The following is a 21,486-nucleotide window of genomic DNA, read 5'->3' as shown; positions in this document are numbered from 1 at the left end:
GAGCTTGCTCCGGCCGGAATAGACGTGGGGAGCGGGAACTTATGCTGGTGGTCGGAACACCAGTCAGGGCTTGGGGGAGCGCCATATGGCAGCAGCAGTGCCGGTCACGTCGGACGCGGACGCCTCGAAGGCGCGGCGGCTCGGGGAGCTCCGGGAGTTCCTGATGAGCAGGCGCGCGCGGGTCAGCCCCGCGGAGGCCGGGCTTCCGGACGGCGGGGCCCGCCGCCGCACGCCGGGTCTGCGCCGTGAAGAGGTCGCCGTGCTCGCCGGGGTCGGGGCGTCCTGGTACCAGTGGCTGGAGCAGGGCCGTGACATCTCCGTGTCGCCGCAGGTCCTCGACTCCGTGGCGCGCGTCCTCAAGCTGAGCGGCGCCGAGCGGCGCCATCTGTACGTACTGTCCGGGCTCAACCCGCCGCGGCCCGAGGTCGCCAGGGACGACCAGGAGATGTGCGAGGGGCTGCACCGGCTCATCGACACGTGGATGCCGCAGCCCGCGCACATCATGGACGCGTACTGGAACTGCGTCATGTACAACGACGCGGCCGCGTCCGTGCTCGGGATGCGCTCGGAGACGTCCGAGAACTGTCTGCTCACCTTCTTCACCGACCCCATCTACCGGGCCCGCGCGCGGAGCTGGCAGCGGAACGCGCCGCAGGTCGTGGCGATGTACCGGGCGGCGTGCTCGGAGCATCCCGACGACGACGGGTTCGCCGCGGTGATCGCCGGGGCGAAGTCGGTGAGCTCCGAGTTCGTGGAGCTGTGGGAGCGGCGGGACATCCTGCCCGGCGGGCAGGTCGCCAAGGAGATCGAGCACCCGGTGGTGGGAACGCTGTTCCTCGAGTCGACGCAACTGAAGGTGCCGGCCAGGCCCGACCTCACGATCGTGCTGCACACGCCGATGCCGGACGCCGAGGTGGACACGGCGGGCAAGCTGGCGTGGCTGGCCTCGCCCGAGGGGCGGCGCGGGTCCATCTATCCGGTCGCCGGGTAGGGATCGATCCGGTTGTGGGGTAGCCGGTCCATCCGGTGACGGTCCCGGGGGGTGTGCTCCGTATGCTGCGGGCATGACTGAGAGCGCCGCGCTTGACCCCGAGGACCGCAAGATCGTCACCCTGGCCCGTTCCGCCCGGGCCCGCAACGGAGTGCCCGAGGGGGCGGCGGTGCGGGACGAGACGGGACGTACGTATGTGGCGGGAACGGTCGCTCTCGACTCCCTCAAGCTGTCCGCGCTGAGGACGGCGGTCGCCATGGCCGTGGCGTCCGGGGCGGAATCGCTGGAGGCGGCCGCGGTCGTCTCCGGGTCGGACGCGGTCGCCGACGAGGATCTCGCCGCAGTACGGGACCTGGGCGGGGCCGGGACGCCGGTGTTCCTGGCGGGGGCGGACGGCGAGGTCCGGGCGCGGGTCGAGGCGGGCTGAGCCCCTCGCCCCACCCCTCTTCGGGCCGGGCGGTGCGGCGGGGCTCCGGGGATCAGGGACAATGGGCGCCATGAGCGTTCGTACCCCGTCTTCAGCCGAGCCGTCCGAGGCCGTCCACCGCGCCGGCTTCGCCTGCTTCGTCGGCCGCCCCAACGCGGGCAAGTCCACCCTCACGAACGCTCTGGTCGGCAAGAAGGTGGCGATCACCGCCGACCAGCCGCAGACCACGCGGCACACGGTGCGCGGCATCGTGCACCGGCCCGACGCCCAGATGATCCTGGTCGACACCCCCGGGCTCCACAAGCCGCGCACGCTGCTCGGCGAGCGGCTCAACGACGTCGTGCGCACGACGTGGGCCGAGGTCGACGTGATCGGCTTCTGCCTGCCCGCGAACGAGAAGCTCGGCCCCGGCGACCGGTTCATCGCCAAGGAGCTCGCCTCCATCAAGAAGACGCCGAAGATCGCGATCGTCACCAAGACGGACCTGGTCGACAGCAAGACGCTCGCCGAGCAGCTCATCGCCATCGACCAGCTCGGCACGGAGCTCGGCTTCGAGTGGGCCGAGATCGTGCCGGTGTCGGCGGTCGGCGACCAGCAGGTCGGCCTGCTCGCCGACCTCATCGTGCCGCTGCTGCCCGAGGGCCCCGCGCTCTACCCCGAGGGCGACCTCACGGACGAGCCCGAGCAGGTCATGGTCGCGGAGCTGATCCGCGAGGCGGCGCTGGAAGGCGTGCGGGACGAGCTGCCGCACTCCATCGCGGTCGTGGTCGAGGAGATGCTGCCCCGCGAGGACCGTCCCGCCGACAAGCCGCTGCTCGACATCCACGCGTTCGTCTACATCGAGCGGCCCAGCCAGAAGGGCATCATCATCGGCCCGAAGGGCAAGCGGCTCAAGGACGTCGGCATCAAGTCCCGCAAGCAGATCGAGGCGCTCCTCGGCACGCCGGTCTTCCTGGACCTGCACGTCAAGGTCGCGAAGGACTGGCAGCGGGACCCGCGCCAGCTGCGCAAGCTCGGGTTCTGAGCGGGATTCACGGGGCTCGGTCGATCACCGCGCCCGCAGGGCCTCGCGCAGCCAGTGGTACGAGGCCTTCGGAGTGCGCACCTGCGTGGCGTGGTCGACGTGGACGAGACCGAACCGCTGCCGGTACCCCTCCGCCCACTCGAAGTTGTCGATCAGCGACCAGATGAAGTAGCCCCGCACGTCCGCCCCCGCCTCCAGCGCCCGGTGCAGCGCCCGCAGGTGGCCGTCGAGGTAGGCGATGCGGTCCTGGTCGTCGAGTCCGTCGTACGAGCAGCCGTTCTCGGTGATGACGAGGGGCGGGAGCCGGTCGCCGTACCGGTCGCGGAAGGCGGTGAGGAGTTCGGGGAGGGCGTCGGGGACGACCGGCCAGCCGAAGTCCGTGACGGGAAAGCCGTCGATCCGCCGCGGTGAGAAGGGGAGTTCGGGTGGGAGCGTGATGCCCGCGAACTCCGCCGCCGTGCCCTCGGGGAGCGGCGCTCCCACCTTCGTCGGCTGGTAGAAGTTGATCCCGTACCAGTCGAGCGGCTCGGAGATCACCTTCAGGTCCGCCGCGAGGTCCTGCGAGGGCATCAGCTCGCCGATGCCCTCCGGGTAGGCGCCGAGGAGCAGCGGGTCCGCGAAGAGGCGGTTGAGGAGCAGGTCGTAGAAGTCCGCGGCGGCCGTGTCGTTCTCGGCGTCGGAGGCGGGCCAGGTCGGGCCGTGCGAGTTGGCGATGCCGATGTCGCGGGCGCCGGCCGCGCGCAGCGCCCGTACGGCGAGGCCGTGCGCGAGGAGCTGGTGGTGGGCGGCGGGCAGCGCGTCGAACAGGAGCCGTTCGCCGGGGGCGTGCCCGCCGAGGGCGTGGCCGAGCAGGGTGTGCTCCGCCGGTTCGTTGAGGGTGATCCACTTGGTGACGCGGTCGCCGATGCGGGCCGCGACGACCGCCGCGTACTCGGCGAAGCGTTCGGCGGTGCGCCGGTTCAGCCAGCCGCCCGCCTGCTGGACGACGAGCGGGGTGTCCCAGTGGAAGAGGGTGGGGACGGGGCGTACGCCGGCCGCGCACAGCTCGTCGACGAGGCGGTCGTAGAAGTCGAGGCCCTCCGGGTTCACCGCGCCCGCCCCGGTGGGCAGCACGCGCGGCCACGAGACCGAGAAGCGGTAGGCGTCGACGCCGAGGTCGCGGACGAGCGCCACGTCCTCGCGGTAGCGGTGGTAGTGGTCGCAGGCCACCGCTGCCGTCGAGCCGTCCTTCACGTTGCCCGGCACGGCCGTGAACGCGTCCCAGACGGAGGCGCCGCGCTCGTCGGCGGCGCCCTCGATCTGGTGGGCCGATGTGGAGACGCCCCACAGGAAGTCGCGGGGGAACTCAGGGAACGGTGGTCTCGCCGGTGCCGCGCTCGCTGCCATGGGCTGGATCTTCCGTACCGGCGAGTACGGAAGTCAATGGCCGCGCACGGAAAAGGTGAACAACCCTCAGTTTCTGGTTGAGCCGTCCCCCGAACCGTCCCCCGAGCCGTCCTCCGAACCGTTCTACGAGCCCTCCTTCAGCACTCGTGAGATCAGCTTCCGCTGCGGCTCCGTCAGTCGCGGGTCCGAGCAGTACACCGTCTGCCCGTCGACCGTCAGCTGGTAGTTGAAGCCGTCCGGCACCCCTATGGGCGGGGCGCTCCGTCCCTCGGCCACGGCCTGTTCGGCCAGGGCGTGCCATTCCGGGGCATCGGCCAGCTCCGAGGTGTCCACCTCGGCGTGCCGGTCGATGCCCGCGAATCCTCCGGTCCGCTTCACCTGGATACGCATGGGTCCTGTCTACTCCACCGGGCGGGCGGCCGGTAGGACGTCGTCAGTCGGTCGCGGGGACCTTGACCGTGGACCACGCGTCGATGACGGCCTTGAGCTCGTCCCCGTCGCCGTACTTCGTGCGCGCGGCGGCCACCGTCAGCTTCGCGAAGTCGGTGAAGGAGGCGTCCTGCGCCAGCTCGCCGCCGGTCAGGACCGCGTACCAGATCTGTCCCGCCCGCTCCCACGAGTGACCGCCGAGGGCGTCGGCGACCAGGAAGAACGCGCGGTTGGGGATGCCGGAGTTGATGTGCACGCCGCCGTTGTCGCGGCCCGTGCGCACGTAGTGGTCCATGTCGGCGGGCTGCGGGTCCTTGCCGAGCACGTCGTCGTCGTACGCCGTGCCGGGCTCCTTCATGGAGCGCAGCGCCTTGCCGGTGACGCGCGGGGCGAGCAGGCCCGCGCCGATCAGCCAGTCGGCCTCGGTGGCGGTCTGGCCCAGCGTGTACTGCTTGATCATCGAGCCGAAGACGTCCGCCATCGACTCGTTCAGGGCGCCCGGCTGGCCGAAGTACGTGAGGTTCGCCGTGTACTGGACCACGCCGTGGGTGAGCTCGTGGCCGATGACGTCCACGGGGATGGTGAAGTCGAGGAAGATCTCGTTGTCGCCGTCGCCGAACACCATCTGTTCGCCGTTCCAGAAGGCGTTCCCGTACTCCTCGCCGTAGTGGACCGTCGCGGTCAGCGGCAGGCCGCTGCCGTCGATGGAGTTGCGCTCGTACGACTTCTGGAACAGCTCGAAGGTCGCACCCAGACCCGCGTACGCACGGTTGACGGTGGCGTCCTTGCCGGGCTTGTCGCCCTCGCCGCGCACCTTGCGGCCCGGGAGCTCGGTGCGGTGCTTGGCGTCGTAGATCGTGCGGTGCGGCTTGCCCGCCGCTGCTTCCTTGGGGGCGGAGACGGAGGGCGCGCCGATGACGGTCGTCAGGCGGCGGTGCGTGCGCTCGATGGAGTCCCGCTCCAGGGTGCGGCGGGCGGGCGAGGCGAGCGCGGGGTCCTGGCTCTGGGCGAGCGTGTCCAGGACGTGGGGCGGCACGATGGTGCAGAAGACGGGCTCGAAGGCTCGTGGGTTGACGGTCATGGCGGCAATGTGGCACTGGGTCATGCCGCTGTCACTACCTGCAACCATGATTGCTGAAATAGAGGGATTGATCGGCACTAGGGGTTTATCCGGCCACGGTCCCGCATACTGATACGGGCCCGCGCGATCGAGCGCGGCTCGGCTAGGCTGCGGCACATCATGCGATTCGGGCTGCTTCTCCTTAGCTGCCGCGGCGAGGGCCTGTAGACGAGGCCGACCCCCTCCCCGCGGAGTTCGGCGTTGCGCTAAGACCGTCGGCCGTCCTTCAGGACACTTCCGAGGAGCCCCGCACATGCCGAACTTCCAGCGCCCCACTTCCATGCCGATCCACAAGTACGGGCAGTACGAGCAGGTCGACATCCCCGACCGCACCTGGCCGGACAACCGGATCACGGTCGCTCCCCGCTGGCTCTCCACCGACCTGCGCGACGGCAATCAGGCGCTGATCGACCCGATGTCCCCGGCCCGCAAGCGCGCCATGTTCGACCTGCTGGTCCGCATGGGCTACAAGGAGATCGAGGTCGGCTTCCCCTCGTCGGGCCAGACGGACTTCGATTTCGTACGGTCGATCATCGAGGACGAGAACGCGATCCCCGAGGACGTGACCATCTCCGTCCTGACGCAGGCGCGCGAAGAGCTCATCGAGCGCACGGTGGAGTCCCTGAAGGGCGCCCGGCGCGCGACCGTCCACCTCTACAACGCGACCGCTCCCGTGTGGCGCGATGTGGTCTTCCGCGGCTCGCGGGACGCCGTGAAGCAGATCGCCGTCGACGGCACGCGCCTGGTCATGGAGTACGCCGACAAGCTGCTCGACGACCGTACGACCTTCGGCTACCAGTACAGCCCCGAGATCTTCACCGACACCGAGCTGGACTTCGCCCTGGAGGTCTGCGAGGGCGTCATGGACGTCTGGCAGCCCGACGCCGACCGCGAGATCATCCTCAACCTGCCCGCCACGGTCGAGCGCTCCACGCCCTCCACCCACGCGGACCGCTTCGAGTGGATGTCCCGCAACCTGTCGCGGCGCGAGCACGTGTGCCTCTCCATCCACCCGCACAACGACCGCGGCACCGCCGTCGCCGCCGCCGAGCTGGCCGTCATGGCCGGCGGCGACCGCGTCGAGGGATGCCTGTTCGGCCAGGGCGAGCGCACCGGCAACGTCGACCTGGTGACGCTGGGCATGAACCTCTTCTCGCAGGGCGTCGACCCGCAGATCGACCTGTCCGACATCGACGAGGTCCGCCGCGTGTACGAGTACTGCACGCAGATGGAGGTCCACCCCCGCCACCCGTACGCGGGCGACCTGGTCTACACCGCCTTCTCCGGCTCCCACCAGGACGCCATCAAGAAGGGCTTCGACGCGCTGGAGTCCCGGGCCGCCGCCGCGGGCAAGACCGTCGACGACGTCGAGTGGGCCGTGCCGTACCTGCCCATCGACCCCAAGGACGTCGGCCGGTCCTACGAAGCCGTGATCCGCGTCAACTCGCAGTCCGGCAAGGGCGGCATCGCGTACGTCCTGAAGAACGACCACAAGCTGGACCTGCCCCGCCGCATGCAGATCGAGTTCTCCAGGATCATCCAGGCGAAGACCGACACCGAGGGCGGCGAGGTCACGCCCGGTGCGATCTGGAGCGTCTTCCAGGACGAGTACCTGCCGAACCCCGCGAATCCCTGGGGGCGGATTCAGGTCAAGAACGGCCAGACGACGACCGACACGGACGGCGTCGACCGCCTCACCGTCGACGCCACGCTGGACGGCGCGGACACCGTCCTGACCGGCACGGGCAACGGCCCGATCTCCGCCTTCTTCGACGCGCTGCAGGGCATCGGCATCGACGTGCGCCTCCTGGACTACCAGGAGCACACGATGAGCGAGGGCGCGTCCGCGCAGGCCGCCTCGTACATCGAGTGCGCGATCGGCGACAAGGTGCTGTGGGGCATCGGCATCGACGCGAACACGACGCGCGCCTCCCTGAAGGCCGTCGTCTCCGCCGTCAACCGCGCGGCGCGCTAGTCCGCCGCACCGGCTCCGCCCGGCCCCGTCCGCCCTTCCGGCGGGCGGGGCCGCGTCATCTCCCGGCCATGTCGGGGCCGCTCTCCTGTGCGAGGTGCTGACGCCACATCATCGATGTGGCTAACATCACGCCAACGCGGCAATGCAGCCGGGGAGTTACGGAGGTGCGTGATGCTGCCAGATCGGGGACGAAACGGCCGGAATTCCCGCATCCCCGCCAAGCCGGTCTCACGCGGGCGAGCGCTGTGCAGGAGCGTGATCGGCATGAACACGGCCTGGGACGCCGTCGGCGACGGCGAGTTCTTCTGCCCGGCGTGCGGCGGAGACCGCAACTACCAGCGCCTCACGGGCCGGCGCCGCTTCGTCCTGCTCGGCGTGCCCGTCGTGCCGCGCGGCACCCGCGGCCCCGTCATCCAGTGCGCCGCCTGCCAGGACCTGTTCGACCCGGACGTCCTGGACCACCCCACCACCACCCGGCTCTCCGCGATGCTCCGCGACGCCGTCCACACGATCGTCCTCGCGGTCCTCTCCACGGGCGGCACGGGCTCGCGCCCGGTCCTCGAAACCGCCGTCTGCGCGTTGCAGGGCGCGGGGCACGAGGACTGCACCGAGGACCGGCTCGTCGCCCTCGTCGACGCACTCGCCATGGACGCCGGGCGCGCCACCGAGCCCGACTGCGGTCCCGGCCTCGCCATCGAACTCCACGAGGCGCTCGGCCCGCTGGCCCCGCACCTCGCCCCCGCGGGCCGCGACGCGCTGCTCCTCCAGGGCGCGCGCATCGCCCTCGCCGACGGCCCCTACACCCCCGCCGAACGCGACGTACTCAGCACGGCGGGCTGCGCCCTCACGATCTGCTCGGAGGACGTGACCCGGCTCCTCGCGACGGCACGGACCCCGTCCTGAGCCGATCCCGGCGCGCGCCGTGCCCAAGGACGGGGCCCGCTGGGCGACCGTGATCCTCCTGGACACCCTGGCGTTCGCCGGGGTGTTCGTCCTGTTCTACGCGACGCGCGTGCCGCTGCTGCCCGCCGCGGAGGAGGGCCGGATCGCCGTCGGCGTCGCGGCGGCGACCGTCGTGGCGACGATCGGGGGGACGGCGGGGGCGGCGTGGGTGGGGCGGGCCGTGGTCGACAGCGCGCACATCGCGGCGCCGCGACCCGACCCCGAGTCCGGCCCCGAGCCGAGCCCCACCGATGTGCTCGTCCGCATGGGTGAACTACCCGTCCGCCCCCGTGGCTTCCAGCCCCGCGAAGACCTCCTCGCGGGCCTCCAGCAGGCGGCGGACGAACCCGGCCTCACCGTCGTGCACGCCGTCACCGGCGCGCGCGGGGTCGGCAAGACACAGCTCGCCGCGGCCTACGCGCGGCGCCGCATCGTGGAGGGCTGGCCCGTCGTCGCGTGGATCGCGGCGGAGAGCGGCGGCCGCCTCGCCTCGGGCCTCGCCGAACTCGCCGACCGGCTCGGCGTGCGCGCCCCCGGCGACGACGTGGCCGCCGCGGCCCGCGCCTCCCTCGGCTGGATCGGCGCCCACCCCGACCTGCCCTGCCTGATCGTCGTCGACAACGCGACGGACCCCGACGAGGTCGCCGCATGGCTCCCCGTCGCGGGGCGTGCGCAGGTCGTCGTGACGACGACGGTGCGGTCCTTCGGGAACATCGCGGGCGCGCTGGTCGACGTCGACGTGTTCACGGAGGAGGAGGCGCTGGACTTCCTGCGCGAGCGGTCGGAGTGCGGGTCGCCGGACGGGGCGGCGGAACTCGCCGCCGAGCTCGGCTGCCTGCCGCTGGCCCTCGCCCAGGCCGCGGAGGTGATCCGGGGGAGGGGGGTCGGATACCGGGGGTATCTGGAGCGGCTGCGGGCCTATCCCGTACGGGAGGTGCTGGCCAGAGCGCCGGGGGACCGGTATCCGCATCGGGTGGGGGAGGCGATTCTGCTGGCGGTGGAGGGGGCGGAGGGGCGGCGCGGGGACGGGCTCGTCCGGGTGCTGCTGGACGCGCTGTCCGTGCTGTCGCCCGACGGGGTGCCGCGTGAGCTGCTCGCCGGGGCGGTGGGGGGCCGGGACCCCGGGGCGGTTGACGACGTCCTCGGCGCGCTCGTCGACGCGTCGCTCATCACGCGCGTCGGCGGCGACGCGGTCGCCGTGCACCGGCTCGTGCAGCGGGTGCTGCGGGAGCGGGCGCGGCAGGAAGGGACGTTGGACCGGGCGGCCCATCTGGTCGTGGAGTACCTCGACGACCGGTTGGTGCCGTCGGTGGACGCGTGGCGGCTGCGTGAGCGGGGACGACAGCTCGCCGATCAGATCGAGGCACTGTGGAGCGCGCTGCGGCCGGAGGTGGCGGCGCGCGGCGCGGGCGCCATGGAGCCGCTGATCGACCTGCGGAGGTGGGTGGCCGCGGAGCACCTCGTCGAGGTGGGCGACCTGGCGCGGGCGCTGCGCGAGGCCAGGGAGATCGTGGCCGTGTGCGACGCGGCCCCGGACGCCGCCGGGCCGGTCACCGTGTCCGCCCTGGACACCCTGGGGGACGTCTGCGCGCGGGCGGGCCGCGTCACAGAGGCCGTCACGGTCCGCCGCAGGCGTCTGGAACTGCTGGAGGCCGCGGCGGACCCCGACGAGCGCGAGGTCTGCCTGGCCCGTGAGGACCTGGCCGACGCCTGCCGGGCGGCGGGCAGTTTCGAACCCGCGGTGTCCCTGTACGAGACCGTGGTGCGCGACGCCGAGCGGCTGTTCGGTCCCCAGCACGCGGTCACCCTCTCCGTCCGCGGCCATCTGGCGCGCTCCTACGCCGCCGCGGGCCGCCTCGCCGACGCCATCGCCCTCTCCGAACGCCTGCGCTCCGAGCTCACGGAACGGGTCCGCGCCGACGCCTCGCCGGGAGCCGCCCCCGACAGCGCCCGGGAACTGTGGCCCTGGCGGACGCTCGCGGACGCCTACGGATCGGCGGGCCGGGCGGAGGAAGGCGTGTCGCTGCTCCGGCAGTTCCTCGCGGAGCGCGTGCAGGCGGAGGGGGAGGACGCCCCCGAGACCGTCCACGCCCGGCACGCCCTCGCCCTGAACTGCATCTCCGCGGGCCGGTACGACGAGGCGCTGACGGAGGCCCGGCGCGCCGCGGCCGACGCCGTCCGGGTCTTCGGCGACGTCGCCGAGGACACCGCGGACATCAGGGACACCGTCGCGCTCTGTCTGCTGCGGTTGGACCACGACGAGGAGGCCATCGACCTGCACCGGCGGATCGTGGCAGACCTGACCGAGCTGCTCGGCCCGGACCACCGGGGTGTCCTCTCCGCGCGGCTGAACCTGGCGCGTGCCCTGGACAAGGGACTGCACGAGAGCGAGTCCTACCAGGTCCACCGCGACGTACTCGCCGACTGCACGCGCCTGTTGGGGCCGGACCATCCGGACACCCTCGAAGCGCGGGCCCAGTACATCGACGGCTGCGCCTCGGTGGGGCGCACCGCGGAGGCGGTCGCCATGGCGCGGGAGGTGCTCGCCGACGCGGAAGCCGTCTTCGGTCCCACGCACCGCCGCGTTCTCGCCATCCGTCTCGACCTCGCCGCGGTGCTCGTCGTCGAGGGGCGGGGCGCGGAGGCCGTCACGCTGCTGAGGCGTGCGCTGGTGGACACCACGCGGGCCCTCGGCGCCGGCCATCCGCAGGCCCTGCGGGTGCGCGCGCATCTCGCCCGCGCCCTGAGCGGCCTCGGCCGCTGGACGGAGAGCTGCGCGCTGCGGGAGGAGAACGTCACCGAGCTGACCCGGCTGTACGGGGAGGACGATGTGGAGGCGGTGCGGTCGCGCGGCGCTCTCGCTGTCTCCTACGGGGAGTGCGGACGGTACGAGGAGGCCTTGGCGCTGCACCGCCGGGTACTGGACGACATGATGCGGCTGCGCGGCTCCGACCACGGCGAAACCCTCATGGCGCGCCGCAGCCTGGCCTGGGCCCACGAAACGCTGTGGCGCTACCCGGAGCAGGCGGAGCTCCTGAAGGAATCCCTCGCCGAGAGTCTGCGGGTGTACGGCGTGGACCACCCCGTGACGCTCGCCGTCAGGGGCGAGTACGCGTCGGCCCTCGCCAGGATGGCGAAGTGGCGTGAGATGCGACGTGCCGCACGTGGGTTGCACGCGTCCTACCTGCGCATCCTCGGCCCCGACCACCCCTACACCGTCAACGCGCTCAGCAGGGCCGCGTACCTCCTCCGCAGACGCCAGCGCCGCATCCGAGCACTCACCGTCCGCAGACGGGTCCTCGCCGCGTACGAACGCCACTCGGGCCCCCTGAGCGGGGAGGCCGTCGCCGCCCGCCGCAGCCTCGGAGCCGCCTACGTCTCCGTAGGCCTGGTGTGGAAGAACGTCACCCTCCAGCGGCGCCTGCTCGACGACCTCACCGAGGAGTTCGGCCCCGGTCACCCGTGGACGCTCGCCCAGCGGAACTGGTGGGCGACCAGTGCCCTGCGCCACTCCGGCCGTTGGCGTGAGGCGCTGACCGTCATGCGGGAACTCGTCGCCGACTACGAGCGGCTCCACGGCCCCGAGCACCGGTGGACCCTCGAAGCCCGCCTGGAGCTCGGCCGGATGGCCCGCCGCACCGGCCGCGGCCACACCGCTGTGACGGAGCTCGCCGCCCTCGTCGCCGACCACGAGCGCCTGCACGGCCCGGACCACGCCTGGACCTGGCTGGCCCGCACGAGTCACGCGTACGCCCTGCTCTGGTCCCTCCACCCCCGCCGCGCCGGGGACCGCTACGGCGTCCTCCTCCACGACGCCACCCGCATCTTCGGCCCCCGCAGCCTCCAGGTCAGGACCGTCGGGCGGCGGTACGTCCTCCTCTGCCTCGGCACCGGGCGCTGGAACCGCCTCCGGGAGGCCCTGCGCATACTCCGCGGGGAGTAATCCGGGCCACCCGCATCCCTCCGCCGTAGCCCCCAACTCGCCCCCCAGCCCGACGGAAAGGCCGCCGCCCGGCGGAAGGGTGGAGCGTGAACCTGTCACTCTGCCGAAGGGGGCCCGTCATGGAGGCCGTACGGACCAAGGCCGCACCGGCGCGGCGACGGCGCGCCGTGCCCTGGGTGTTTCTGGGGCTGTGGATCGTCGTGCTCGCGGTCGCCTCACCGTTCGCGTCGAAGCTCGCCGACGTCCAGAAGGACCGGGCCGTCGACTACCTTCCGGCGAGCGCGTCCTCCACCGAAGTCGCCCGGTTGCAGGAGAAGCTGCCGGGCGGCGAGGCCACCGAGCTCGTGCTCGTGTACCACCGGGACGGCGGTCTCACCGCCGCCGACCGGAGGACCGCCGCGGACCAGGTCGCCGAGGTCGCCGAGGCCCACGAACTCGTGGGCAAGCCCGAGGCCGTGCCCTCCGAGGACGGCACCACCCTCATGTACCCCGTCGCGAGCACCGAGCCGGGGCAGGACGAGGACAAGCGGGACGCGCTGGTCAACGGCGTGCGGGACATCGCGCACGGCGAGGGCGGGCTGAGCGTCGACGTCGGCGGGGCGGGGGCCCTCGACACCGACGCGAGTGAGGTCTACAACTCGCTCGGCGGACCCCTGCTCTACACCACCGCGGGCGTCGTCGCGCTGCTCCTCATCGTCATCTACCGCAGTCCCTTCCTGTGGCTCGTGCCGCTCGCCGTCGCGGGCGTCGCCGACTATCTGGCGATGGGCGTCGCGTACGGCCTGAACCAGGGCTTCGGGACGTCGGTCACCGGACAGAGCTCGGGCATCATGACCATCCTCGTGTTCGGCGCGGGCACGGACTACGCGCTGCTCCTCGTCTCCCGCTACCGGGAGGAACTGCGCAAGGTCGAGCGGCCCTACGACGCCATGGTCGCCGCCCTGCGCGGCTGCGGGCCCGCCGTCCTCGCGTCCTCCGGCACCGTCGCCGCCGGACTGCTCTGCCTCCTCGCCGCCGACCTCAACAGCAGCCGCGGCATGGGCCCGCTCGGCACCGTCGGCGTGCTGTGCGCGCTCGTGACCATGCTGACGCTGCTGCCCGCCGTGCTCGTCCTGCTCGGACGGCGCGTGTTCTGGCCGCTCGTGCCCGCCTTCGGCAGCACCCCCAAGCAGCGGCGCGGCCTCTTCGCCGCGATGGGCGGCTCCGCGGGGCGCAGGCCGCTCACCGTGCTCGCGAGCGGAGCCGTACTGCTCGGCGCGCTCGCCCTCGGCGCGTTCAACCTGCCGGGCGCCCTCAAGCAGGAGGACTCCTTCACCAAGACCCCCGAGTCCGTCTCCGCTGTGCAGACCCTCGCCACCGCCTACCCCGAGCAGGGCACCCAGCCCATCACCGTGATGACCCCGGACGGGCGGGCCGGCGAATCCCTGGCGCGCATCCGCGACACGGAGGGCGTCGGCGGCGCCGAGCGGGGACGTACCGCCGAAGGCTGGACCGAGATCACCGTCACCGCGGCGTCCGCGCCCGAGTCCGCGGGCGAGACCGCGACCATCGAGGCGCTGCGGGACGGGCTCGACGGGTCGTACGTGGGCGGGCCGAGCGCCCAGCAACTCGACTTGCAGGACACCAACGTCCGCGACCGGAACATCGTCGTACCGCTCGTCCTCGGCGCCGTCCTGCTCGTTCTCGTGGCCCTGCTGCGCAGCATCGTCGCGCCGCTGCTGCTGCTCGCCGCGGTCGTCGCGGTGTGGGGCGCCTCGCTCGGCATCGCGGGCCTCGTCCTCGAGCCGCTCTTCGGGTTCGAGGGCACCGACCCGGGCCTCGGGCTGCTGTCCTTCGTCTTCCTCGTCGCACTCGGCGTGGACTACGGGATCTTCCTGATGCACCGGATGAGGGAGGAGTGCCTGAACGGCGCCGAACCGGGCGCCGCCGCGCTCACCGCGCTGCGCACCACCGGCGGCGTCATCGCCTCCGCGGGACTCGTCCTCGCCGCCACGTTCGCGGTGCTGACCAACATGCCGCTGGTCCAACTCGTCGAGCTGGGTTTCGTGATCGCCGTCGGCGTCCTGCTCGACACCTTCCTGGTCCGCACGTACCTGGTGACGAGCGCGAGCGTCGCACTCGGCAGGAAGGTGTGGTGGCCCGGACCGCTGTCCCGGCGTGCCGCGGCCGCGCCGCCGCCGGCCCACGAGGCCGAGCCCGTCCGGGTCCCCTCGCCTTGAGCCGGTCGTTCCGGGTGCCCCTCCTCTCCCGGAGGGGCACCCGCGTGCCCGAAGATGGTGCGGTGGAATCTCTCGTCGAGCGCGTACTCGGCCCGGCCGCCCCCGGCGAACGGCTGCGCACGGACGCGGTGTTCGCCCTCGCGATGGCCGTGAGCGCCGTCGTGGTCGTGCAGGTGGTGCGGGACAACGGGCGGACGCCCGACGTGCTCGGCTGGGCGCTGCTGCTCGTCGCGCACGTCGTCGTCGTGTGGCGGCGCCGCGCCCCGGTGCGCGTCATGGTCACCCTGATGGCGATCCTGCTGGCCTACCACTCCCTGGACAACAACCACACCGCGCCCATGGCCGTGTCGATGGCCGCGCTGTTCACCGTGGCCTCCCGCACCCGGCCCCGCAACACGCTCCTCATCGGCATCGGCGTCATGGGCATCATGCTGAGCGTGAAGTTCAGCGAAGGCATGGCCGAGGGCGCGGAGTCCCTGCGGATCTCCGGCTGGATCGTCGCGTTCCTGCTGCTCGGCGTGTACGTGCGCATCCACCGGCAGTACGTCGCCTCCGTGGTGGAGCGGGCCGAGCGCGCCGAACGCACCCGCGAGGAGGAGGCGCGCCGCCGGGTCGCGGAGGAACGGCTGCGGGTCGCCCGCGACCTCCACGACCTGCTCGCGCACAGCATCACGCTCGTCGGCGTCCAGACGTCCGTCGCCGCGCACGTCCTGTCCGCCGACCCGGACCGGCTCGACCGTGCCGCGGTCGCGAAGGCGCTCGACGACGTCGCGGAGACCTGCCGTACGGCTCGCGGCGAACTCCGCGCCACACTCCAGGTGTTGCGGTCCGGCTCCGACGACGACGAGGACGGGGCGGGCGCGGCCGAGGCGCGCGGGCCGCTGCCCGGCCTCGACGGCCTGCCCGACCTCGCCGACGCGGCCCGCACCTCGGGCGCCCGCGTCGAGCTCGCGGTGGCGGAGTGCCGGGCACCGGCCGCCGTGGGCGCCGCGGCCTACCGCATCGTGCAGGAGGCGCTCACCAATGTCGTACGGCACGCGGGGCCCGGCAGCACCGTGCGGGTGTCGGTGCGCGCCGAGGACGCGGCGCTGTGCGTGCGGGTCGCGGACGACGGGAGGGGCGCGCGCTCCCAAGGGGACGGGCACGCGCCGGGGTTCGGGCTTCTCGGCATGCGGGAGCGGGCCCGCACGGTCGGTGGCACCCTGGACGCGGGCCCGCGGCCCGAAGGGGGTTTCCTGGTGTCCGCGGTGCTTCCGCTCGCACCCGTTTCCCTGGGAGGTCTGTCGTGACGGTGCCGGTCCGAGTACTGCTCGCCGACGATCAGACGCTGGTGCGGGCCGCGTTCGCGATGCTCGTCGACTCGGCGCCCGACATGGAGGTCGTCGGGCAGGCGGGGACGGGGCGCGCGGCGATCGACCTTGCCCGCTCCGAACGCGCCGACCTCGTCGTCATGGACATCCGCATGCCCGACCTCGACGGCATCGAGGCGACCCGGCTGCTGGCCGCCGACGAGGACCTGGCGGGCGTGAAGGTCCTCATGCTGACCACGTACGACACGGACGAGCACGTCGTCGACGCGCTCCGCGCGGGCGCGTCCGGCTTCCTGGTCAAGGACACCAGACCCGCCGAACTCCTGGACGCCATCCGCACGGTGGCGGCGGGTGACTCCCTCCTGTCGCCGGGCCCCACGGCCCGGCTGATCGCCCGGGTGCTGCGGGCGCCGGACACCGATGTGCCGGTCGCGGGCGGGCCCGACGGGCTCTCGGAGCGGGAGCGGCAGGTGCTGCGGCTCGTCGCGCGCGGTCTGAACAACCAGGAGATCGCCGACACGCTGGGCCTCAGCCCGCTGACCGCGAAGACGCACGTCAGCCGCATCATGGGCAAGCTGGGCGCACGCGACAGGGCCCAACTCGTCATCATCGCGTACGAGTCGGGCCTGGTCGCGCCGGGTTCGGTGGTCTCGCCCTGAGGGGCGTCCTTCACGGCCGTCGGCCCAGGGCGATCGCGGCGTGCCTCACAGCAGCCCGGCTGTGGCCAAGTGCTTGCCCACCCGCTCGGTCTCCGCCGCCGACAGCGGGATCTGCGGCTCCGCCGTGGCCGGGCAGTCGATGACCCCGCGCAGGTGCAGCGCCGCCTTGAACGCGCCGAGCGCCGCGGAGCTGCCACCCATCCGCGTCCGATCGCCCACTGTCACCATCCCGAACAGCCCGCACAGCCGCTCCTGTTCGGCCCGCGCCCGTGCCCAGTCACCGTCCCGGCAGGCGCGGTGGAGCCGTACGTACCCCTCCGGGTCGACGTTCCCGAGCCCCGGCACGACGCCGTCCGCGCCCATCGCGAGCGCCGAGTCGACGGTGAGCTCCGACCCGGTGAGGACACCGAACCCCGCGAGCCCCGGCTCCGCCCGCTTGCCGAGGACCACGCGCCGGAAGGAGCCCTCGTCGCCGCTGGAGTCCTTCAGGCCCGCGAGCACGCCGTCCACGGCCAGTTCGAGGACCAGCTCGGTGGGCAGCTTCGTGTGTACGGCCACGGGAATGTCGTACGCGACGACGGGCACCCCGCACCCCTCGGCGACCAGCCGGAAGTGGCGGGCGATCTCGGCCGGGTGGGTGCGGGTGTAGAAGGGCGCGGTGACGACGACCGCGTCCGCGCCCGCCTCGGTGGCGGCCCGCGCACGGTCGAGTACCCGGGGTGTGGTCATGTCGATGGCTCCGGCGAGGACCGGGAGCCGTCCGCCGGCGTGGCGGACGACCGTCTCGACGACGAGGGTGCGCTGCCGGTCCGTCAGGTACGCGACCTCGGAGGTCGAGCCGAGCACGAAGAGACCGTCCACGCCGCCCGTGACCAGGTGGTCGACGAGCCGGGTGAGGGAGGGGACGTCCACCTCGCGGTCCGGTGTCAGGGGGGTGCAGACGGGCGGGACGACACCGGTCAGCGGGGCGGGCATGGTCATGGATGCTCCCTGGGGGTGGCGCCGCTGTGAGGGACAGGGGCGGTGGCCGTGGCGGCGGCCTGGGTGACGAGGTCGTGGGTCGATTCCCCCTCGGCCACGGGATGGAAACAGCGGAACCGGTGTCCCTCGCCCGCCGACCGGTTCTCCGGCATGGCGGTGGCGCACGCCTCGTCCGCCTTCCAGCAGCGGGTGCGGAACGGGCAGCCGCTCGGCGGCCGGGTCGCCGACGGCACGGGGCCGACGAGCGGGATCGGGTCGATGGGGTCGAGCAGCCCGGGCGTGGCGGAGAACAGGGCGCGCGTGTACGGGTGACGGGCGCGGGTCAGGCTCTCCCCGGCCGGTGCCTCCTCCACGATCCGGCCCAGGTACATCGTGACGACGCGGTCGCTCATCCTGCGGACGGTCTGGATGTCGTGGGACACGAAGACGAGCGCGAGCCCCAGCCGCTCCTTCAGGTCGAGGAGCAGGTTGAGGATCTGGGCGCGTACGGACACGTCGAGGGCGCTCGTCGGCTCGTCGGCGACGACCAGGTCGGGTTCGAGCGCGAGGGCGCGGGCGATGGCGACGCGCTGGCGCTGCCCGCCGGACAGCTGTCCCGGCAGCCCGTCGGCGAGGCTCTTCGGCAGGCCGACCAGCGACATCAACTCCCGCACGCGCTCGTCCCGTTCCCTCGGGCTGCCTCGTCTGTGTACGTCGAGGGGGTCCCGCAGGATCCGGCTCACCGGGAGGCGGCGGTTCAGGGCGGTCGACGGGTCCTGGAAGATCATCCCGGCCCGGGTCCCGATGGACGTCCGCCGTTCGGCGGGCGGCATCGTCCACAGGTCGCGGCCGCGGAACGACACGGTGCCCTCGCTGGGGCGTTGGGCGCCGACGAGGACCTTGGCCAGGGTCGACTTGCCGCAGCCGGATTCGCCGACGATGCCGACGGTCTCGCCGGGGGCGAGGGCCACGGTCGCTTCTGTCAGGGCGTACACGTGGTCGCGGGAGAGCAGGCCTCCCGAGCGGGCCTTGTGCACGACGTGGACGTTGTCCAGTGCCACGATGGGAGGCTTGGAGGGTGTCATTTCGGCTCTCGGTCTGTTGTGGCCGGTCGCGCGGTTCCCCGCGCCCCTGAAAAGCCCCCCGGGGGCGCCCCTGGGGCACTTGCCGGTTCCGCCGGGTGGTGGCATGCCGTGGAGTGTGCTGGCGCACCCGCCAGCCGCGGCGGCGTCTCGCGGCACACCTCGCTCGCCAGTGGGCAGCGGTCCGCGAATCTGCAGCCCTGGGGGAAGTCCGCCGGGGACGGCACCACGCCCTTGATCTGTGTGAGGCGTTGCGCCGCCGACTCCAGGGACAGCACCGAACCGAGCAGGCCCCGCGTGTAGTGGTGTGCGGGGGACTCCACCAGGTCCGCCGTCACGCCCGTCTCGACGATCTGTCCGCCGTACATCACCACCACCCGGTCGGTGACGTCGGCGACGAGTGCGAGGTCGTGCGAGACGAGGATGAGTGCGAAGCCCAGCTCCTCGCGCAGCCGCAGCAGGAGCTGGATGATCTGCGCCTGCACGGTGACGTCGAGCGCGGTCGTCGGCTCGTCCGCGACGATCAGTTTCGGATCGCGGGAGAGGGCCATGGCGATCAGGACACGCTGGCGCTGGCCGCCGGAGAGTTCGTGCGGGTAGCTGCGCAGGGTGCGGTCGGGGTCCAGGCCGACGAGTTCGAGGAGTTCGGACGCCGTGCGGCGGCCGCCTCGCCGTACGACCTGCTTGAGCTGCGAGCGGACCGTCATCGCGGGGTTCAGGGAGGACAGGGCGTCCTGGTAGATCATCGCCATGTCGTGGCCGAGCAGCTTGCGGCGGGCGCGCGTCGGCAGGCTGGTCAGGTCCTGTCCGTCGAAGGTGACGCGGCCGCCGACCCGGGCGCCCTTCGGCTCCAGGCCCATCACCGTGAGCGCGGTCAGCGACTTGCCGCAGCCCGACTCGCCGACCAGGCCGAGGACTTCCCCGGGCCGTACGTCGAAGCTGATCCCGTCGACGATGTCCACGCCCGCGTGCCGCTGCGGGAAGGAGATGGTGAGGCCGGTGACGGTGAGGACCGGAGTGCCCGTGGGGAGGGGGCGGGCGCGGGAGCGGAGGCGGTGGGCCGCACGGGTCAGGCCCGGCAGTTCGAGGACGCGGCCGCTGCCGGGTTCGGGGGCCTCCAGGCGGTCCTGGGCGCGGTCCGTGCCGGTGACGTCGCGGGTGGAGGGGGCGGCCCACGCGTCCGACACGCCTTCGGAGAGGACGTTCAGGGCGAGGACGGTGATCAGCATGAGGAGGCCGGGGAAGACCGTCGCCCACCAGCCGCCGATCAGGACCATGTTCTTGCCGTCCGCGATGACGCTGCCCCAGGACGGGTCGGGCGGCCGTACGCCCGCGCCGATGAAGGAGAGCGACGCCTCGAAGACGATGGCCTCGGCGACCTGCACGGTGCAGAAGACGAGGATGGGCGCGGCGCAGTTGACGGCGACGTGCCGGATGAGGATGTGCGGGGTGCGGGCGCCGACGATGCGTTCGGCGACGACGTAGTCCTCCCCGTACTGGTCGAGGACGTTGGCCCGTACGACCCGTGCGATCGGCGGGGTGAACAGGAAGGCGATGGCGCAGATCAGGACGGTGATGCCACCGCCGAACACCGCGACGAGCACGGCGGCGAGCGCGATACCGGGGAACGCCATGACGACGTCCAGGCAGCGCATCAGCGTCTCGTCGACGGCCTTGCGTGAGGTCGCGGCGACCGCGCCGATGACGGCGCCCGCGACGAGCGCGAGCAGCGTCGCGCCGAGCCCGATGGCGAGCGACCAGCGTGCCCCGTACATCAGCCGGCTGAGGATGTCGCGGCCCAGGCTGTCCTGGCCCATCCAGTGGTCGGCGGAGGGCGCGCCGGTGCCGCCGACCTGCGGCTGCTGGTCGAGCGGGTCGTGCGGGGCGAGCAGCGGCGCGAAGAGCGCCACGAGGACGACGAGCGAGACGACGCCGACCGCGATGCGGGACAGGATGGGGAGCTTGCGCAGGGAGCGGAGCCGGATGCCGGGCACGGAGAGCCGCTCGGCGAGCGCCTTACGCGACCGTGGCTGGATGTCCGTCAACTCGTCCCCCTCAGACGTGGGTTGACCAGCAGGTAGAGGACGTCGATGACGAGGTTCACGACCACGAAGCCGACGGCGGTGGTGATGACGACGCCCTGCACGACGGCCGGGTCGCCGTTCTTCACGGCGTCGATCATCAGCTTCCCCATGCCGGGCAGCGAGAAGATCGTCTCGATGACGACCGCGCCGCCGAGCAGGTAGCCGACGCGCAGGCCGAGCACGGTGAGCGGGTTGATGAGGGCGTTGCGCAGGACGTTGCGGCCGACGACGACCACCGGGGGCAGACCGTTGCCGATGGCCGTGCGGACGTAGTCCTTGTCGAGCTCCTCGACCACGGCGGTGCGGATGATGCGGGTGAGGCCCGCCGCCACGGGCAGCGAGAGCGCGAGGGCGGGCAGCGTCATGGTCTTGAGCCAGCCGGTGAAGGAGTCGGCGGGGTTGATGTAGCCGCCGGTCGGGAACCAGCCGAGGTCGACGGCCAGGTACTGGATCATCAGCAGCGCCAGCCAGAAGCCGGGCGCGGCGACGCCGGTCAGGGAGACGACGCGGATCAGCTGGTCGGGCAGCCGGTCGCGGTAGATCGCGGCGGTGACGCCGAGGCTGAGGGAGAGCACGACGGCGATGCCGAGACCGAGGAAGGTGAGCTGCATGGTGAGCGGGAGCGCGGTGGCGATCTGGTCGACGACGGGGGAGCGGTTGAGGACGCTGATGCCCATGTCGCCCTGGAGCAGGTCGCCGACGAACGCGAGGTAGCGGACGGGCAGCGGGTCGAGGAGCCCGTTCTCCTCCCGGAACTGATGCAGCTGCTCGGGGGTGGGGTTGGCGCCCTGGAAGAACGCGGACGCCGGGTCGACGTCGGAGAAGCGCATCACGAGGAAGACGAAGAGCACGATGCCGAGCAGCAGCGGCACGAGCAGGGCGACACGGCGTGCCAGGATTCTGAGGACAGCTGTCACGGGGTGCGGCTCCTGAAC

At 72.5% G+C, this 21,486-nt stretch carries 16 protein-coding genes; 9 read left to right on the top strand and 7 right to left on the bottom strand.

Annotated features, from left to right (window positions below; all coding sequences use genetic code 11):
- The first annotated feature begins 85 nt into the window (after positions 1-85).
- From NOO62_RS13575 to era, 3 genes are all read left to right on the top strand, one after another.
- Positions 86-991, top strand: a complete 906-nt coding sequence (locus NOO62_RS13575) for a helix-turn-helix transcriptional regulator (RefSeq protein ID WP_268771155.1) — start codon at positions 86-88, stop codon at positions 989-991.
- Positions 992-1,064: 73 nt separating this feature from the next.
- The gene (locus tag NOO62_RS13570) at positions 1,065-1,418 is read left to right on the top strand and encodes a cytidine deaminase (protein ID WP_268771154.1); all 354 of its coding nucleotides are present in this window, start codon (positions 1,065-1,067) and stop codon (positions 1,416-1,418) included.
- A 61-nt stretch (positions 1,419-1,479) separates the two neighbouring features.
- Positions 1,480-2,442 (top strand): GTPase Era, encoded by a 963-nt coding sequence (gene era / locus NOO62_RS13565; RefSeq protein WP_398968750.1) that lies wholly within the window; start codon positions 1,480-1,482, stop codon positions 2,440-2,442.
- 24 nt (positions 2,443-2,466) lie between these two features.
- Here the strand turns inward: era and NOO62_RS13560 are convergent, their stop codons facing one another.
- From NOO62_RS13560 to NOO62_RS13550, 3 genes are all read right to left on the bottom strand, one after another.
- Positions 2,467-3,828 carry a GH1 family beta-glucosidase gene (locus NOO62_RS13560; protein WP_268771152.1) on the bottom strand — a complete coding sequence of 454 codons (1,362 nt, stop codon included), beginning with the start codon at positions 3,826-3,828 and terminating at the stop codon, positions 2,467-2,469.
- Positions 3,829-3,951: 123 nt separating this feature from the next.
- On the bottom strand, positions 3,952-4,218 hold the full coding sequence (locus NOO62_RS13555) for a protealysin inhibitor emfourin (protein WP_268771151.1): 267 nt from the start codon (positions 4,216-4,218) through the stop codon (positions 3,952-3,954).
- A gap of 43 nt (positions 4,219-4,261) precedes the next feature.
- Complete coding sequence (locus NOO62_RS13550) at positions 4,262-5,338, bottom strand: M4 family metallopeptidase (protein ID WP_268771150.1); 1,077 nt, start codon at positions 5,336-5,338, stop codon at positions 4,262-4,264.
- A gap of 292 nt (positions 5,339-5,630) precedes the next feature.
- On the opposite strand from NOO62_RS13550, the gene leuA reads away from it, so the two are divergent.
- From leuA to NOO62_RS13520, 6 genes are all read left to right on the top strand, one after another.
- Positions 5,631-7,352, top strand: coding sequence for a 2-isopropylmalate synthase (gene leuA / locus NOO62_RS13545; protein ID WP_268771149.1), 1,722 nt, complete (start codon positions 5,631-5,633; stop codon positions 7,350-7,352).
- A 171-nt stretch (positions 7,353-7,523) separates the two neighbouring features.
- A complete protein-coding gene (locus NOO62_RS13540; RefSeq protein WP_268771148.1) occupies positions 7,524-8,255 on the top strand; it encodes a TerB family tellurite resistance protein in 732 nt (243 codons plus the stop codon).
- Between the two features lie 19 nt (positions 8,256-8,274).
- Positions 8,275-12,237: a tetratricopeptide repeat protein gene (locus NOO62_RS13535; RefSeq protein ID WP_268771147.1), complete on the top strand. Its 3,963-nt coding sequence runs from the start codon at positions 8,275-8,277 to the stop codon at positions 12,235-12,237.
- 119 nt (positions 12,238-12,356) lie between these two features.
- On the top strand, positions 12,357-14,456 hold the full coding sequence (locus NOO62_RS13530; RefSeq protein ID WP_268771146.1) for an MMPL family transporter: 2,100 nt from the start codon (positions 12,357-12,359) through the stop codon (positions 14,454-14,456).
- A gap of 62 nt (positions 14,457-14,518) precedes the next feature.
- Positions 14,519-15,745 (top strand): sensor histidine kinase, encoded by a 1,227-nt coding sequence (locus tag NOO62_RS13525; protein ID WP_268771145.1) that lies wholly within the window; start codon positions 14,519-14,521, stop codon positions 15,743-15,745.
- Between the two features lie 59 nt (positions 15,746-15,804).
- Positions 15,805-16,425: a response regulator gene (locus NOO62_RS13520; RefSeq protein WP_414930988.1), complete on the top strand. Its 621-nt coding sequence runs from the start codon at positions 15,805-15,807 to the stop codon at positions 16,423-16,425.
- Between the two features lie 45 nt (positions 16,426-16,470).
- On the opposite strand, the gene NOO62_RS13515 is transcribed toward NOO62_RS13520, so the two are convergent.
- Genes NOO62_RS13515 through NOO62_RS13500 form a run of 4 tightly spaced genes read right to left on the bottom strand, consistent with a single transcriptional unit; the run spans position 16,471 to position 21,468 of the window.
- Positions 16,471-17,406, bottom strand: coding sequence for a dihydrodipicolinate synthase family protein (locus NOO62_RS13515; RefSeq protein ID WP_268771144.1), 936 nt, complete (start codon positions 17,404-17,406; stop codon positions 16,471-16,473).
- On the bottom strand, positions 17,403-18,470 hold the full coding sequence (locus tag NOO62_RS13510; RefSeq protein WP_268771143.1) for an ABC transporter ATP-binding protein: 1,068 nt from the start codon (positions 18,468-18,470) through the stop codon (positions 17,403-17,405). The genes NOO62_RS13515 and NOO62_RS13510 overlap by 4 nt, the downstream gene beginning before the upstream one ends.
- The gene (locus NOO62_RS13505) at positions 18,467-20,512 is read right to left on the bottom strand and encodes a dipeptide/oligopeptide/nickel ABC transporter permease/ATP-binding protein (protein ID WP_268771142.1); all 2,046 of its coding nucleotides are present in this window, start codon (positions 20,510-20,512) and stop codon (positions 18,467-18,469) included. The genes NOO62_RS13510 and NOO62_RS13505 overlap by 4 nt, the downstream gene beginning before the upstream one ends.
- Complete coding sequence (locus NOO62_RS13500; RefSeq protein ID WP_268771141.1) at positions 20,509-21,468, bottom strand: ABC transporter permease; 960 nt, start codon at positions 21,466-21,468, stop codon at positions 20,509-20,511. The genes NOO62_RS13505 and NOO62_RS13500 overlap by 4 nt, the downstream gene beginning before the upstream one ends.
- Between the last annotated feature and the right edge of the window lie 18 nt (positions 21,469-21,486).

The sequence above is a fragment of the Streptomyces sp. Je 1-369 genome (assembly GCF_026810505.1).
GTDB lineage: Bacteria > Actinomycetota > Actinomycetes > Streptomycetales > Streptomycetaceae > Streptomyces.
Note: the sequence above shows the minus strand (reverse complement) of the source record. Positions and strands in the feature narration are given on the sequence as shown.